12 protein-coding genes are annotated in these 16,001 nt (G+C 69.4%); 9 read left to right on the top strand and 3 right to left on the bottom strand.

Features of this window, described 5'->3' with window-relative positions:
- Positions 1 to 11: 11 nt before the first annotated feature.
- A complete protein-coding gene (locus NF4_RS07260) occupies positions 12 to 1,013 on the bottom strand; it encodes an NAD-dependent epimerase/dehydratase family protein (RefSeq protein WP_063126514.1) in 1,002 nt (333 codons plus the stop codon).
- Positions 1,014 to 1,213: 200 nt separating this feature from the next.
- Here NF4_RS07260 and NF4_RS07255 point away from each other — a divergent pair, with 200 nt between their 5' ends.
- Both NF4_RS07255 and NF4_RS07250 read left to right on the top strand, forming a co-directional pair.
- Positions 1,214 to 1,531, top strand: coding sequence for a type VII secretion target (locus tag NF4_RS07255; RefSeq protein ID WP_063126513.1), 318 nt, complete (start codon positions 1,214 to 1,216; stop codon positions 1,529 to 1,531).
- Complete coding sequence (locus NF4_RS07250) at positions 1,528 to 3,144, top strand: hypothetical protein (RefSeq protein ID WP_063126512.1); 1,617 nt, start codon at positions 1,528 to 1,530, stop codon at positions 3,142 to 3,144. The genes NF4_RS07255 and NF4_RS07250 overlap by 4 nt, the downstream gene beginning before the upstream one ends.
- 18 nt (positions 3,145 to 3,162) lie before the next feature.
- Here the strand turns inward: NF4_RS07250 and ypfJ are convergent, their stop codons facing one another.
- Positions 3,163 to 4,089: a KPN_02809 family neutral zinc metallopeptidase gene (ypfJ, locus tag NF4_RS07245; protein ID WP_063126511.1), complete on the bottom strand. Its 927-nt coding sequence runs from the start codon at positions 4,087 to 4,089 to the stop codon at positions 3,163 to 3,165.
- 146 nt (positions 4,090 to 4,235) lie between these two features.
- On the opposite strand from ypfJ, the gene aspS reads away from it, so the two are divergent.
- Positions 4,236 to 6,062 carry an aspartate--tRNA ligase gene (aspS, locus tag NF4_RS07240; protein WP_063126510.1) on the top strand — a complete coding sequence of 609 codons (1,827 nt, stop codon included), beginning with the start codon at positions 4,236 to 4,238 and terminating at the stop codon, positions 6,060 to 6,062.
- A gap of 7 nt (positions 6,063 to 6,069) precedes the next feature.
- Here the strand turns inward: aspS and NF4_RS07235 are convergent, their stop codons facing one another.
- On the bottom strand, positions 6,070 to 7,065 hold the full coding sequence (locus NF4_RS07235) for a hypothetical protein (RefSeq protein ID WP_063814520.1): 996 nt from the start codon (positions 7,063 to 7,065) through the stop codon (positions 6,070 to 6,072).
- A gap of 191 nt (positions 7,066 to 7,256) precedes the next feature.
- Between NF4_RS07235 and NF4_RS07230 the strand changes: the two genes are divergently transcribed.
- The 6 genes from NF4_RS07230 (at position 7,257) to NF4_RS07205 (ending at position 15,971) form a co-directional block, all read left to right on the top strand.
- Entirely contained in the window at positions 7,257 to 8,423 is a 1,167-nt protein-coding gene (locus NF4_RS07230) for a protein kinase family protein (protein ID WP_063126509.1), read from the top strand.
- A gap of 577 nt (positions 8,424 to 9,000) precedes the next feature.
- Positions 9,001 to 10,377, top strand: a complete 1,377-nt coding sequence (locus tag NF4_RS07225; protein WP_084532979.1) for a replication-associated recombination protein A — start codon at positions 9,001 to 9,003, stop codon at positions 10,375 to 10,377.
- Positions 10,378 to 10,413: 36 nt separating this feature from the next.
- Positions 10,414 to 13,092 carry an alanine--tRNA ligase gene (gene alaS, locus NF4_RS07220; RefSeq protein WP_063126507.1) on the top strand — a complete coding sequence of 893 codons (2,679 nt, stop codon included), beginning with the start codon at positions 10,414 to 10,416 and terminating at the stop codon, positions 13,090 to 13,092.
- Complete coding sequence (ruvX, locus tag NF4_RS07215; RefSeq protein WP_063126506.1) at positions 13,092 to 13,685, top strand: Holliday junction resolvase RuvX; 594 nt, start codon at positions 13,092 to 13,094, stop codon at positions 13,683 to 13,685. The genes alaS and ruvX overlap by 1 nt, the downstream gene beginning before the upstream one ends.
- Positions 13,682 to 15,154 (top strand): endolytic transglycosylase MltG, encoded by a 1,473-nt coding sequence (locus NF4_RS07210; RefSeq protein WP_063126505.1) that lies wholly within the window; start codon positions 13,682 to 13,684, stop codon positions 15,152 to 15,154. Before ruvX ends, NF4_RS07210 begins: the two co-directional genes overlap by 4 nt.
- Positions 15,144 to 15,971, top strand: coding sequence for a shikimate dehydrogenase (locus NF4_RS07205; RefSeq protein ID WP_063126504.1), 828 nt, complete (start codon positions 15,144 to 15,146; stop codon positions 15,969 to 15,971). Before NF4_RS07210 ends, NF4_RS07205 begins: the two co-directional genes overlap by 11 nt.
- The last annotated feature ends 30 nt before the right edge of the window (positions 15,972 to 16,001 follow it).

The raw sequence follows: 16,001 nt of genomic DNA, 5'->3' as shown, positions 1-16,001 counted from the left end.
TCTATGTGGTGTCAAGCAGTCGGGGTGAAATCGGGCAGTGGGGCGTGTGGGTCGGCGAAGAAGGCGACCAGGTCGCGCACCGTGTCGTCGATGGGACGCGGTCGGTAGCCGAGTTCCCGGGTGGCCTTGCCGTGGTCGACCAGTGGCGCCGAGACCAGCGCGCCGAGCGCGGCCTTGGAGACGATATCGGTGCCGAGCCGCTTACCGATCGGCTCCATCACGGGGATGAGACCCGAGACCAGTTTCGGGGAGATGGAGAAGCGCGGCCCCTTCTTCCCGCCGTGCCGCGCGGCCATCCGGCACAGGTCGAGCATGGAGATCATCTCGCCGCCGATCAGATAGTTCTCCCCGGTCCGGCCGTGCTCGCCGGCCAGGACGAGACCGCGCGCGACATCGCGGACGTCGACCAGGTCGAAACCGCCGTCGATCATGGCCGGAATGCGGCCGCGGGCGGCGTCGCGCAGTGAGCGGTTGATGCGCGACAGCGGGGTGCCGTGATCGGCCGGACCGAAAACCCCGGTGGGGTTGCAGATCACCGCGTCCAGTCCGGTGTCGACCACCGTGCGCAGTGCGATCTCGCCGGCCCATTTGGAGCGGTCGTAGACCGGCAGGCCCGCGTCGGTGGACCGCGGCGTCGTCTCGTCGATATTGCCGCCGCAGCTGTACTGGTCGAAGGCGTGGATCGAGCTGGCGTGCACGAACCGCCGTACTCCGACGGCATGGGCGGCCTCGGCGACCACGCGGACGCCCTCGGTGTTCACCCGCCAGGCCAGATCGTGCTTGTCGGCGAGGGTGATCACGGCGACCAGGTGGTAGACGATCTCGGCGCCGTCGAGCGCGGCACGCATGGATTCGGGGTCCAGGACGTCGGCGCTCACCCAGGAGATATTCGCCGCGCCGGGTTGGCGAGGTGCCACCCGGTCGATGGCGACGATCTCGTCACCCCGCTCGGCGAGCAACGGGAGCAGATTCGTACCCAGGTAGCCGGCGGCGCCGGTCACTGCGACCTTCATGGACACGAGAATATAGAACTTGTTCTAATTTGCAACAGGTTCTAGTTTTGCGGCTCTGTCGCGTCTCGTGTCCGGTAGGTCGAGTGGGCTATATTCGGGCGGCAACCATTTGGTGCCGCAAGGGGTGCGCGTCGTTGCGGCATAGACACGTTTCATGCGGTGGCCACGATGATGTTCACGAAGAATCAGGGGGGAGCTCGATGAGTAATCTTTCGGTAGCGACCGAAGCGCTGCGGGCGTTCGGAATCACGAATTCCGGAATCGGGACCGAGATCGCGGCGGCCGGCAATATCGACGCCGTGGCCAATGTCGCCGCACTGACACCGGTTTTCGGTTTGATCGGTGCCGACTATCTGGCCATGTTCGCCGCCGCGCAGGTGCTGCAGGCGCGCGATATCAACGATCTGTCGGCCAAATACCAGAAACTGTCGGAGGCCGCCTTCACCTCCGCGTTCAACTACGACGCCACCGACGACGGTACGGCCGGTGTGCTCGGCGCGGCCGGGGGTGGCCTGTGAAACCGCTCGACACCACCGCCTCCGCGGGCCTCATCGCCCCCGAGCTCCAGCAGGCGGCACCGGCCGCCCCCGTGAACGTTCCGGAAACCGCCGCGCCGGCGGCCGTACCGGACCCGGCCGCCGCCATCCAGGATGTTCCGCTCGCTCAGCTGCCCGAGGGCGAACAGCCGGTGGACGCACCGGAATTCGTGCTCTCGCGGCGGATTTCCGACGACGCACCACAGACCGGCGTACCCGCGGCGGGTCTGCCCGGGTCGTCCGGGCCGGGCGGGGAGCCGGCCGGAGCGCAGGACATCCTGTCCGGTGCCGCCGAGGAGGCCTCCGCTCAGGCGAACGAACTGCTGGGGGTCGTCAACGAGGCCGCGGCGCCGGTGCTGGAGACCGCCGAGGGCGTGCTGGGGCAGGTGCTGAACACGGCCGCCGGCGGCGGTGTCCCCTCCGGTGCCGGCGCCGCCGCGGCCGGAGCCACACCGGCCGCGGCCGCCCCGGCTCTGCCCGCCGATCCGGTGGGAGCATTGCTCGGTGGCGCGGCCCTGCCTGCCCTGCCCGGTATCGATGTGCTGTTCCAGCCCATCCGCGACCTGCTGAGCAGCTTCGGCACCGGGGTCATCGGAGCCCTGGACCCGACCGCCATCCTGAGCCAATCCTCCCAGATCATCGAGGTCGCCATGAGCGTGGGCAAGAGCAGCCTGACCGCCATGGGACAGGTCTGGGAGAGCGACGCCGCGCAGACCGCGCAGACCGCCGGGCAGGAGGCCAACAACTCCGGGCTCCAGACCAGTCAGCGCGGTATCGATATCGCCGCCCTCACCCAGGCTGCGGCCGCGGTCGTACAACAGGGCAATGCCCAGCTCAGTACCATCGCGACGTCGTTCCTGGGGCAGGCGGTCGCACTCGCCCCGGTGGTCATGACGCCGCCCGCCCAGACCGCCCTCATCGCCTCGGCGACCGAGCATCTGGGGCAGGCCGTGATCGTGGCCAATGCCACCCGCGGTGATCTCGCCGGGAAGACGGCGGAGCTGGGCGGAATGGTGCAGAACCTGCTCGGTGTGGACGGGCAGAAGGCCGCCGAGGCCGCGCAGAGTGTGGCCCAGAGTGTCGGCGAGCCGATCATGCAGCAGGCGCAGAGCATGGCCTCCGATACCTCGGCACTCGAATCGGCACTGGGCTCCGGCGACGATCCGGCCGCCACCACCCTGGCCGGCCTGAACTCCGGGAGCCCGAGCACCACGCCCGGCAGCCCCGGACTCACCACGGGAAGCCCGGGCCTGTCCACCGGATCGCCCGGCGGAACACCGGGTACGCCCGGTTCGCCCGCGCTGCCCGGAGTGCCCGGAGCGAGCCAGACACCGCTGACGGGTGTGGTCCGTCCCGGTGTACCGATGGCGGGTATGCCCTCCGCCGCCACCACACCCGCGTCGAGTTCGTTCATGGGTTCGCCGGGCGGCGCCGCCGGGCAACGCAACAACGACGACGAACACTCCCGCACGGTCGACCCCTACCGGAGTCCCACCGGTAACGACGATCTCACCGGGCCGCTCGGTGAATCCGCGCCGGAGGTCATCGGCGCGGTGGACGCCGATGAGGACGCGGGCTACGACAGCCAGTTCTGAACCGGCCGTCCCGGCGGGTCAGCGCAGGCCCGCCGGGTTGCTCAGATCGCCGGCCGAATAGGTGTCGCAGGCCGCCACCTCGCCGGTGCGGTATCCGGTGAGGAACCACTTCTGACGCTGGTCGGCGGCGCCGTGCGTCCACGCCTCCGGGTTCACCCGGCCCGTCGCGGCTTCTTGGATCCGGTCGTCACCGACCGCGGAGGCGGCCGACAGGGCGTCCCTGATATCGGTATCGGCCAGTGGCATCAGCAGGGGTGTATCCGATCCCGGCGCGGGTGTCTTGTCCGCGTAGTGGGCCCAGATACCCCCGTAGCAGTCGGCCTGCAGTTCGGTGCGCACCGCGCCGGACTCCGGACCGCGGGGATCCTGCTGTGCCCGGCCGATATCGCCGAGCAGATTCTGGATGTGGTGGCCCACCTCATGCGCCACCACGTACTCCTGGGCGAGCGGCCCACCACTGGCGCCGAACCGGTCCACCAGTTCCTGGAAGAAACCGACATCGAAATACGCGGTCCGGTCACCGGGGCAATAGAACGGGCCCACTTCGCTGCTCGCGTACCCGCAGCCGGTGGAAATGCCGCCGGTGAACAGGCGGATACCGGGTGCGGTATAGGCGACACCGGTCTGTTCGGGCAGTTCCGCCGACCAGACCGAATCCAGGCTCTGTGCGGTCAGCACCACCCGGCAGTCCACGTATTTGTTGGCATCGGCGCCGGTCCGGCAGTGCTCGGGAGTACCAGCGGTCTCGCCGGTGCCCTGCTGCGCATCCTCGACCCCGGTGAACTGGCCCAGCATCGAGCCCGGATCCCCACCCAGCAGCAGGGCCAGTACCAGAACGATCAGGCCGCCGGCGCCGCCGCCGAGGGCGATTTTCCCGCCCCGGCCCCGACCCGGGCCCGACGAGGCGCGACCCGGGTCGATCTGTGATCCCTCGTTGAAGGTCATGGCTGATCCCGTCTGTGAACGTGTTCACCGCGGCGTGCTCAGGTGCTCGCAAATATATCCGTTTACGTCCGCTCGGCGGGGCCCACTACGATGGCAACCGCATCCGGAGGCCGTCCCGGTGTGCTCCGACCGTCGAAAGGAATACCGTGCTGCGCACCCACTTGGCCGGTTCATTGCGAAGTGAACAGGCCGGTCAGACCGTTACCCTCTCCGGTTGGGTGGCCCGGCGGCGTGACCACGGTGGCGTGATCTTCATCGATCTGCGTGATGCGTCCGGGGTGGCGCAGGCCGTGTTCCGGGAAGGTCCGGCGGCGGAGCAGGCGCACCGGTTGCGGGCGGAATACTGCGTGCGGATCGTCGGCGTGGTGGAACAGCGGCCCACGGGCAACGAGAACCCGGAACTCCCGACCGGTGCGGTCGAGGTCGATGTCAAGGAACTCGAAGTGCTCAACGAGAGCGCGCCGCTGCCGTTCCAGCTCGACGAACAGCCCGGTGAGGAGGCCCGGCTCCGGTATCGCTACCTGGACCTGCGCCGCGAGGGCCCCGCCCATGCCATCCGGCTGCGGTCCAAGGTGAACGCCGCCGCCCGCGCGGTGCTGGCACGGCATGAGTTCGTCGAGGTCGAAACTCCGACGCTCACCCGTTCGACCCCCGAGGGTGCCCGCGACTTCCTGGTGCCCGCCCGGCTGCAGCCCGGTAACTTCTACGCCCTGCCGCAGAGCCCGCAGCTGTTCAAGCAGTTGCTCATGGTGGGCGGTATCGAACGCTACTTCCAGATCGCGCGCTGCTATCGCGACGAGGACTTCCGCGCCGACCGGCAGCCCGAGTTCACCCAGCTAGACCTGGAGATGAGCTTCGTCCGGCAGGAGGATGTCATCCTGCTCGCCGAGGACATCCTGGTGGCGCTGTGGGACCTCGTCGGCTACCGGATCCCCACGCCGATCCCGCATATGACCTATGCCGAGGCGATGCGGCGGTTCGGCAGCGACAAACCGGACCTCCGCTTCGGGGTCGAGATCACCGAATGCACCGAGTACTTCGCGAACACCCCGTTCCGGGTGTTCCAGGCGCCCTATGTCGGTGCGGTCGTCATGCCGGGCGGGGCGAGCCAGCCGCGGCGGCAGCTCGACGCCTGGCAGGACTGGGCCAAACAGCGCGGCGCCAAGGGCCTGGCCTATGTACTGGTCGGCGAGGACGGGACCCTCACCGGGCCGGTGGCCAAGAACCTCACCGAGGAGGAACGCGCCGGCCTGGCCGCGCACGTGGGCGCCGTGCCGGGTGACTGTGTGTTCTTCGCCGCCGGACCGGCGAAGGCGCAGCGGGCACTACTGGGGGCGGCCCGCTCCGAGATCGCGCACCGGGTGGGGCTGATCGACGAGAACGCCTGGTCGTTCGTATGGATCGTGGACGCGCCGCTGTTCGAACCGGCCGCCGACGCCACCGCCAGCGGCGATGTAGCGCTCGGGCATTCGGCCTGGACGGCGGTGCACCACGCGTTCACCTCGCCGAAGCCGGAATCGCTGGACACCTTCGACACCGACCCCGGCGCCGCGCTGGCCTACGCCTACGACATCGTCTGCAACGGCAACGAGATCGGCGGCGGCAGTATCCGCATCCATCGCAAGGACGTGCAGGAGCGCGTGTTCAAGGTGATGGGGATCAGCGAAACCGAAGCGCAGGAGAAGTTCGGCTTCCTGCTGGACGCGTTCGCCTTCGGCGCCCCACCGCACGGTGGCATCGCCTTCGGCTGGGATCGGATCGTCGCGCTGCTGGCCGGGCTGGACTCCATCCGCGAGGTGATCGCCTTCCCGAAGACCGGTGGCGGGGTGGACCCGCTCACCGACGCGCCGGCGCCGATCACCGCCCTGCAGCGCAAGGAAGCCGGTCTGGACGCCGCATCCCAGCCCAAGGGGAAGGGGTCGGAGAGCAACGGCGCGGTGCAGGCCGCGGCCCCGGCGGGTGGCAGCGCCTAGGCTCCCGCTACGCGGGTGAAACCGGGCCCCCGGTGAGCGTGCGATACGCGTAGGTGACCGCGATCGTCGCCACCGGGCCGGCCGCCAGCAGGCCGAGCCCGCAGGCCAGCAGGCCGAGTACCGTCACCACAACCACCGTGAGCACCAGGAGCAGGACTCGTACCGGGTCCCGCAGCACCAGCAGGAAGCTGGACTTGATGGCCTCCACCGGGCTCTGCCCCTGTTCGATCGCGAAGTGCAGCGAGAACATACACCCGATCCCCACCGCGATCCCCGGGAGCAGGCACAGCGCGGACGCCAGGGTGGTCGCGAGGAAGGCCAGCAGCGCGGTCAGGAACGCGTTGGCCATACTGCCCAGATAGAAGTAGGAACCGAAACCCGGCCGGTAACCGTCGGTTTCGTACAGCGCACCCCGCACCATGGCGGCCTGCAGCAGCCACAACCCGGCCATGACGGCGGCGAATATCACGAACAGGCCGAGCGCCGAACGCGGCTCCACCACCCGGACGACCAGACAGACCAGCAGATAGATGATCAGGCCGAGCGAGGTGACCGCGACCCACGGCCCCGGATTGAGCTTGAACTTCTCCAAGCCGTAGCTGAGCGCGTGGCCGATATCGAGCCGGCCCGGGATCCCGGTGCCGTAGGCCTGGTAGCCGTAGGCCCGGGTGTTCGGGTCCGGTCCGGTGCCGGCCGGCCCATACACCGGCTGACCGGGGACATCGCCGGGCGCCGTGGTGCCCGCGGGCCCCGGCGCGCCGGCCCCGGCGGCATCGGCCGGTCGGGTGTCGAGCGGCGCGCCGGGCGTTTCGTCCACGGTGCCCTGCCGGGTCACGGGCGGTTTGCCCACCGGTGGTGGGGCGCCGGGGAGCGGAGTGTCGCTGCTCACCACGGCACTGCCGCCCTGGGCCGCGGCGGCGGGCGGCGGGCCGCCGGGGGCGGGGGGCTGCTCACCTGCCGGATCGCCGGGAGAGGCCGGGGCGGAACGCGGTGTGTCGGTCACGCTGGCATACCTTTCGACGCAGCTGGTTTCCGGTGTGGCGCACAGCAGTTCAGATCGAGAAAACCCGACCGGCACAGCGGTGTCAAGCAGGCCGGTCACGCGGCGGGGAACGCGGCGGACACGCCGGACGACACGGAAAGGTTGTTCAACCGCTCGCTAGAAGTGACCGAATGCGAGTAACTTGAGATGCGATGACTGCACTACTGGCCGAACGAGCCACCGAAGTCGTATCCGCAGCGCAGCAGTTGCTCACAAAGCGAATGGGTGCTCCGGTGAGGCTGAGCGACCCCACCGAACTCAGCGGCAGTGGACGGACGACCGTCCTCCGCGTCCGGGTCGCCGAAAACGCTTTCTCGCTACCGCGCACCCTGATCATCAAGCAGGTGCGCGGGTCGGTGTCGGATCCGAAGAACGTGACCGTCACCCCGGGTGTCGCGAGCGTCGATTCGGCCTTCCTCCGGGAGGCGGTGTCCTACCAGTTCACCACCGCACTGAGCCGCGGGGAGCGCCCCGGCGCCTATCTCATCGCGCACAGTCTGCCCGACCGGTTGCTCGTCCTCAGCGACCTCGGGGAGAACACCAAACTCACCGATGTGCTGAGCTCCGGAATGGAACCGGCCACCCGCAATGCCATGATGGCGTTCGCGCAGGCGCTCGGCCGGATGCACGCCGCCACGGTGGGCCGCGAACCCGATTTCGTGGCCCTGCTGCGCCGCGTCGATGTCGTGCACCGGGTCGACGGAATCGCCCAGCAGGCCGAGGCCGCGGTCGGGGAGATGCCCGCGCTGCTGCGGCGCGAACTCGGTATGGAGGTCCCCGACGAGGTGAGTGAACAGCTCGCGCACGGCGCGCGCCTGTTCACCGGCGGCCGGTTCCGGGCGTTCAGCCCGTCGGACCTGTGCCCCGACAATGTGATCCTCAACGAAGAAGGCGCCCGGATCCTCGACTACGAATGGGGCGGCTTCCGGGACGCCACCCTCGATATCGCCTACGCACTGGTCTCCTTCCCCGGATGCCTCTGCGATATCGAACTCTCCCGCGAACGCGCCCTGCAGATGGTGGAGGCCTGGCGTGCCGAAGTGGTCGGCGTCTGGCCGGCCCTCGCCGACGATGCGCTGCTCGCGGACAAGATCCTCGAAGCCCGGCTGATCTGGGTGTGGCTGAGCACCTACTGGTTCCTGCCGGCCGATCACGCGCGCATCGCCGTCGCCCGCGAACACGGCCTGTCGGTGCCGCGCTCGGACGCGCTGCTCAACCGGTGGGCCGGTCTGGCCGAGGACGCACGGTGCCTCGGCAACGACGCCGTCGGTGATTTCGCCGAAGCCGTCTGCGCCGTGCTCGACGAACACTTCAGCTGAGCTGTGTTTATTTGCGGCGCCTTCGGCGCCGCGGGGTCGAGGCCCCCGAAGGTCCCGCCGTTCGGGCCTCGAGACTCGCGCTTCGCGCATGCGCTTCGAGGCCTGAACGGCGGGACGGGCCTCGACCCTTTGTGGGCCTCGCTGAACTCGGCGCCGAGTGGGAGCTGCTAGTTCGTGAAACGATGAGACGCCAGGTCGGCCGGGCGGTCGAGTCGGCATCCGATCCGGCCATCGAATGCCGACGCAACCGCATGTGTCGAGTTTTGCGAGACACCTCCAAGGGTTGAGGCCCGTCTCGCCCCTCGGCCGAAGGTGCTCAAAGGTCGCACTCTATGGACGGCCCACCGCACATCGCATGCGGCGAAGCCGCGAGTCTCGAGGCCGAAACGGCGAGACCAAGGGGGCCTCAACCTCGCGCGCGCCAGCGCGCCCAAAAACACAGCACCTTGGCGAGCAAGTTCACCTCCTACCTTGGCAACCAACGCACCTCTCGTATGACGAGTCGAGAGGCGGCCGGTGCGGGCTCCGGAGGCTGGGCCCCGACTTGGTGTCGGCGGTGGGCGGTACCGTCGCAGGAATGAGTGACGGTCTGTTCGATATGCCCGGTGCGGGGGCGGGCGCACCGGATATCGCCTTCGCGGGTGAGGCCGCACGGGACGGTGGGGCGCGCGCTCCGCTCGCGGTGCGGATGCGGCCCGCCTCGCTCGACGAGGTCGTCGGGCAGCAGCATCTGCTGGGCCCCGGTTCGCCGCTGCGGCGGTTGGTGGAGGGGTCGGGTGCGGCGTCGGTTCTGCTGTACGGGCCGCCCGGTACCGGGAAGACGACGCTCGCATCGCTGATCTCGTATGCCACCGGGCGCCGGTTCGAGGCCCTGTCGGCCCTGTCCGCCGGCGTCAAGGAGGTGCGGGCGGTCATCGACATCTCGCGTCGGCGGCTCACCGCGGGCGAACAGACCGTGCTGTTCATCGACGAGGTCCACCGCTTCTCCAAAACCCAGCAGGACGCGCTGCTGGCCGCGGTGGAGAACCGCATCGTGCTGCTGGTCGGCGCGACCACGGAGAATCCGTCGTTCTCGGTGGTCGCGCCGCTGCTGTCGCGATCGCTGGTGCTGCAACTGCATTCGCTCGGGTCCGACGATATCCGGGCCGTGCTCACCCGGGCCATCGCCGATCCGCGTGGTCTGGACGGGCAGTACACGGTGACCGGCGAGGCCCTCGACCACATCGTGCGGATCGCCGGTGGCGATGCCCGGCGGGCCCTCACCGCGCTGGAGGCCTCGGCGGAATCCTCGCTGGACGGGACGGTGGATCTCGACCTGGTGGCCGCCAGTATCGACAAGGCGGCCGTCCGGTACGACCGGGCCGGTGACCAGCACTACGACGTGATCAGCGCGTTCATCAAATCGATCCGCGGCTCCGATGTGGACGCGGCGCTGCACTATCTGGCCCGCATGCTGACCGCGGGGGAGGATCCGCGCTTCATCGCCCGCCGCCTGATGATCCACGCCAGCGAGGACATCGGTATGGCCGACCCGACCGCGCTGCAGACCGCGACCGCGGCGGCTCAGGTGGTGCAGCTGGTCGGGTTACCGGAGGCCCGGCTGGCGCTGGCGCAGGCCACCATCCATCTGGCGACCGCGCCGAAATCGGGCGCGGTGGTCGCGGCCATCGGCGCGGCCATGGCCGATGTGGCCGCCGGGAAGGCGGGCACGGTGCCCCCGCATCTGCGAGACGGGCATTACGCGGGCGCGGAGCGGCTCGGCAACGCCCAGGGCTACCGCTACCCGCACGACGACCCGGACGGGGTCCTCGCCCAGCAGTACCCGCCGGACGAACTCGTGGGGGTGGACTACTACCACCCCACCGACCACGGTCACGAGCGGGCGGTCGGGCCCCGGGTCAGCACGCTGCGCCGGATCGTGCGCGGTCTGCGCCCAGGAAACCCGGCTCGGTGATAATTCGGGTGCGCGGCACCGGTAGGCTGGATATTCGTGCAGACCCACGAGATCAGACGGCGGTTCCTGGACCATTTCGTTAGTGCCGGGCATACAGAGGTGTCCAGTGCATCGCTGATTCTCGACGACCCGAACCTGCTGTTCGTGAACGCGGGCATGGTGCAGTTCAAGCCGTATTTCCTCGGTCAGCAGACGCCGCCGTTCCCGCGCGCGACCAGCGTGCAGAAATGTGTGCGCACCGGTGATATCGAGGAAGTCGGCATCACCACTCGGCACAATACGTTCTTCCAGATGGCGGGTAATTTCTCGTTCGGCGACTACTTCAAGGAAGGCGCCATCCGCTTCGCCTGGGAGCTGATCACCAACGCACAGGAGGACGGCGGGTACGGATTCGACCCGGAGCGTATCTGGGTCACCGCGTACCAGGACGACCCCGAGGCCGCCGAGATCTGGCGCCGGGTGGCCGGTATCCCCGAGGAGCGGATCCAGTTCCGCGACGGTAAGGACAACTACTGGGATATGGGCGTGCCCGGTCCCGGCGGGCCCTGTTCGGAGATCTACTACGACCGCGGGCCCGAGTACGGCCGCGACGGCGGCCCCGTCGCCGACGAGGACCGCTACCTGGAGATCTGGAACCTGGTCTTCATGCAGGACATCCGCGGCGAGGACAGCCCGAAGCTGGGTTTTCCGCCGGTGGGCGTGCTGCCGAAGAAGAACATCGATACCGGTATGGGCGTCGAGCGCATCGCACTGCTGTTGCAGGGCGTCGACAACGTCTACGAAACCGATCTGCTGCGTCCGATCATCGACAAGGCCGAGGAACTGACCGGCCGCTCCTACGGTGTCGAACACGCCGACGACGTCCGGTTCCGGGTGATCGCCGACCATGCGCGCACTTCGGCCATGCTGATCGCCGACGGCGTCAACCCCGGCAACGACGGCCGCGGCTACGTGCTGCGCCGGTTGCTGCGCCGGATCGTTCGCTCGGCCCGGCTGCTCGGCGCCGAACAGCCGGTGATGAGCGAGTTCATGCGGGTCGTGAGCAAGCTCATGGCGCCTTCCTATCCCGAGCTGTCCACCGACTACACGCGGATCGAAACCGTCGCGGTCGGCGAGGAGACGGCGTTCCGTAAGACCCTGAGCACGGGTTCGAAGCTGTTCGACGAAACGGCGGAGCAGGTCAAGGCGGCGACCTCGCGCGGCGGTACCGGCACCATCTCCGGCGCCGACGCCTTCACCCTGCACGACACCTACGGTTTCCCGATCGACCTGACCCTGGAGATGGCCGCGGAAGCCGGCCTCTCGGTGGACGAGGACGGGTTCCGCACGCTCATGGCCGAACAGCGGCGGCGGGCGAAAGAGGACGCGCACGCCCGCAAGCACGCGCACGCCGACCTGTCGGTGTACAAGGAACTGGTCGATCGCGGCGATACGGAGTTCACCGGTTTCGACGAGCTGACCTCCGAGGCCCATGTACTGGCCCTGATCTCCGAGGGAGTCCGGGTGCCGACCGCGCCGGCGGGCACCGATATCGAGGTGATCCTGGACCGTAGTCCGCTCTACGCGGAATCCGGTGGTCAGATCGCCGACCGCGGCACGATCACCGCGGCGGGGACGAAACTCGTCGTCAACGATGTGCAGAAGATCGCGAAGAAGCTCTGGGTGCATCGGTGCACCGTCGAACAGGGACAGATCACCGAGGGTGATGTGGTGTTGGCCCAGGTCGATCCGGCCTGGCGGCGCGGCGCCACCCAGGGACATTCCGGTACCCATATGGTGCACGCGGCACTGCGCCAGGTGCTGGGACCGAACGCGGTCCAGGCCGGTTCGCTCAACAAACCGGGCTACCTGCGGTTCGATTTCAACTGGCAGGGGCAGCTCAGCGAGCAGCAGAAGGCCGATATCGAGGCGGTGTCCAACGACGGCGTCGGCGCGGACTTCCCGGTGAACACCTTCGTCACCGATCTGCCCAAGGCCAAGGAAATGGGCGCGCTGGCGCTGTTCGGGGAGAACTACGGCGACCGGGTCCGCGTGGTCGAGATCGGCGGGCCGTTCTCCATGGAGCTCTGCGGTGGCACCCACGTGGGTCACTCCTCGCAGATCGGCCCGATCACCCTGCTCGGCGAGTCGTCGGTGGGCTCGGGCGTACGCCGGGTGGAGGCGTTCGTCGGGCTCGACTCCTACCAATATCTGGCCAAGGAGCGCGCGTTGCTGGCCGGGGTCGCCTCGATGCTGAAGGTGCCCTCGGACGAGGTACCGGGGCGGGTCGAGCAGCTGGTGGACCGGCTCCGCGCCGCGGAGAAGGAACTCGAGCGGAGCAAGATCGCGGCCGTGCTGTCGTCGGCGGGTTCCTATGCCGATGCCGCCGAACGGCTCGGGGACGTGCTGCTGGTCGCGGCCGCCGCGCCGGCCGGAGTATCGGCGGGTGATCTGCGTACGCTGGCCACCGATATCCGTGGCCGGCTGGGTTCCGCCCCCGCCGTCGTGGTGTTGCTCGGAAATAACGAGGGCAAGGTGCCGTTCGTGGTGACGGTGAACAAGCCCGCCCAGGCGCTGGGCTTCGCCGCCGGTGATCTGGTGGCCGTCTTCGGGCCGCGGATCTCCGGCCGCGGCGGCGGCAAGCCGGAGATGGCGCAGGGCGCGGGCTCGGACCCGTCCGGTATCGACGCGGGCCTGGCGGCGGTACGCGATTACATCGGCGCGCACGCCGGCTGATGACGGTGGGCTCGCTGGACGACCCTCCCGTCGACCGGCCCGATCCTGCCACGGATCCGGGCCGGGGCAGGCGGCTGGGCATCGATGTGGGCAGTGTGCGGATCGGGGTCGCCGCGAGTGACCCCGACGGGATCCTCGCGACCCCGGTGGAGACCGTGCCCCGCGATACCGGCTCCCGGCGCTCCGGCCGGCCGCGGGCTGCCCGCGGCGGCGGTTCCGCGCCCGGGCCGGGCGCGGATATCGCGCGGATCGCGGCGATCGCGGACGAGTACGAGGCGGTGGAGATCATCGTCGGGTTGCCCCGCACGCTGCGCGGCGAGAAGGGGACCTCGGCGCGTATGGCAACGGAGTTCGCCGGAAGATTGCGCGACTCGCTGCCCGAACTGCCGATCCGGCTTTCCGACGAACGTTTGACTACGGTGTCTGCTGCACGCGCTCTGCGGGACAGTGGTGTTCGAGCGCGCGGACAGCGGCAGGTGATCGACCAGGCTGCTGCTGTGTCGATCCTGCAGAGCTGGTTGGACGAACGGAGTTCTGTGATGAGGTCGGCCGAGGACGCGGCACGTACCGCGTTGTCCGGAGACGATGAATGACGGATCGATGGGCGCGGGCGGAGGCGCAATTCCGGCAGCGTGAGGCCGAGCGGCGATATCGTCGTGACGACAAGGCCTGGGAGCGGTCCCGCCGGGCCTCCGCCACGCCGGTGGCCGACGAGCCGGACTGGGACGACGAGCCCGAGGACGGCTGGGACCCCTACGAGGACGACGACACCGCCGTCATTCCCCGCTATGTCGACGAAGACGAGTACGACGACGATGACGAGCCCGAACCCGAGCCGCGGCCGCGGCCCCGACGCCGCGCCGGTGCGCGGACCGCGCCCGCTCGTGGGGGCCGCGCGGCGGCGCGGAAAGCCGCCCGTAAACAGGAGGGCGGCCGCCGCCGGCTGATCTGGGTGGCCGCCGCGGTCCTGCTGGTGCTGGTCGTCGGCGCGGGGGTGTACAAGCTAATCAATCGCTACACCCCGGCCGAGGATTTCGCCGGTCCCGCCGGTGCGCCCGTGGTGGTCCAGGTGAAATCCGGCGATACCGCCACCGAGATCGCTTCGACGATGGCGGAAGCGGGAATCGTCGCAAGTTCCGCCGCCTTCTACGAGGCCGCCGTGCAGAACGAGGGGATGAATTCGCTCCAGCCCGGCTACTACGCGATCCCGGTACACAGTCCGGCCGCGGACGCGGTCGCGGCGCTCGTCGCGCCCGGATCGCGGGTCGGCAATGTCGTCGTCTCCGAAGGCCGGCAGCTGCACGATCAGCACGATGTGAATACCGGCGCGCGCAAGGAGGGCATCTACACCAAGATCGCCGCCGCCAGCTGTGTGGGTGCAGAACCCGAACGCCGCTGTGTCACCTACGAACAACTGGAGCAGGCCGGCGCCACCACCGATCTGGCCGCGCTCGGTGTCCCGGAATGGGCGGTCGAGTCGGTCCGCACGGTGCCCGACCGTGCCCGCCAGCTCGAGGGCCTGATCGCCGCCGGTAGCTGGGATTTCGATCCGAGCGGTTCCGCGCTGGACATCCTGCGGCAGCTGGTGACCGAGAGCGCCCGCAGCTACGAGTCCACCGGACTTCTGGAATCCGGCCGGGTCAACGGGCTCAGCCCGTACGAAACGTTGATCGGTGCCTCCCTCGTGGAACGCGAAGCGCTGCCGCAGGATATGAGCAAGGTGGCCCGGGTGATCGTGAACCGGTTGGAGATCGACCAGCCGCTGCAGTTCGATTCCACCGTCAACTACGCACTCGACAAGACCGAGGTGGCGACCACCGACGCCGACCGCGGGCAGACCACCCCGTGGAACACCTACGCCATGCCCGGGTTGCCCGCGACCCCGATCTCCTCGCCCTCGATCGCGGCGCTGGAGGCCATGGAGGAACCCGAGCCCGGGACGTGGCTGTACTTCGTGACGGTCGACAAAGAGGGGACCACCCTGTTCACCCAGAGCTATTCCGAACATCTGCAGAACATCGAATTGGCGTTGGAGAGCGGGATCCTGGACAGTGGGCGCTGAACCGGCGGGCCCGCGCCGCGCCGCTGTGCTCGGCAGCCCCATCATCCATTCGAAGTCTCCGCAGCTGCATCTGGCGGCCTACCGCGCGCTGGGTCTGGATTGGACCTACGAGCGGATCGAATGCACCGCCGACCGGTTACCCGGTCTGGTGGCGGGGCTCGGCCCGGAATGGGCCGGATTGTCGGTGACCATGCCGGGCAAGGAAGCGGCCCTCGCGTACGCGCAGGTGCGCACCGAACGCGCGGTACTGGTCGGTTCGGCCAACACCCTGGTGCGGACGGCGACCGGCTGGCGTGCCGACTGCACCGATGTCGACGGGGTGCTGGGCGCACTGCGGGGCGGCGGAGTGCGGGAGTTGTCCGAGGCGGTGGTGCTGGGGGCCGGGGGCACCGCCCGTCCCGCGCTGCTGGCGCTGGCCGAACTCGGGGCCACGACCATCACCATCGTCGCCCGCGATGCCGGCCGCGCGGCCGGTGCGCGCGAACTCGCCGAGCGGCTCGGCGCGGCCGTCCGGGTGATCGGGTTCGACGCGCCGGAGCTGGCCGGTGTCTGTGGCCGCGCGGGCGCTGTGGTGAGCACCGTGCCGGCCGCGGCGGCCGCGGCGGTCGCCGGATCGGTGGCCGCGGCTCCCGTGGTGCTCGACGCGCTGTACGACCCGTGGCCCACACCGCTGGCCGAAGCGGTCGCCGCCGCCGGGCACACGGTGATCGGCGGTCTGCAGATGCTGCTCGAACAGGCCTACGGTCAGGTCGAGCAGTTCACCGGCCGTCCCGCCCCCCGGGAAGCGATGACCGCCGCGCTCGCCGACCTCGGCTGATGCCGCCGGTAGCGCACCGGATCACGGCGA

Source organism: Nocardia fusca NBRC 14340, from assembly GCF_001618425.1.
GTDB classification, from domain to species: Bacteria; Actinomycetota; Actinomycetes; order Mycobacteriales; family Mycobacteriaceae; genus Nocardia; species Nocardia fusca.
This window is presented reverse-complemented; position numbering and strand designations above follow the sequence as displayed.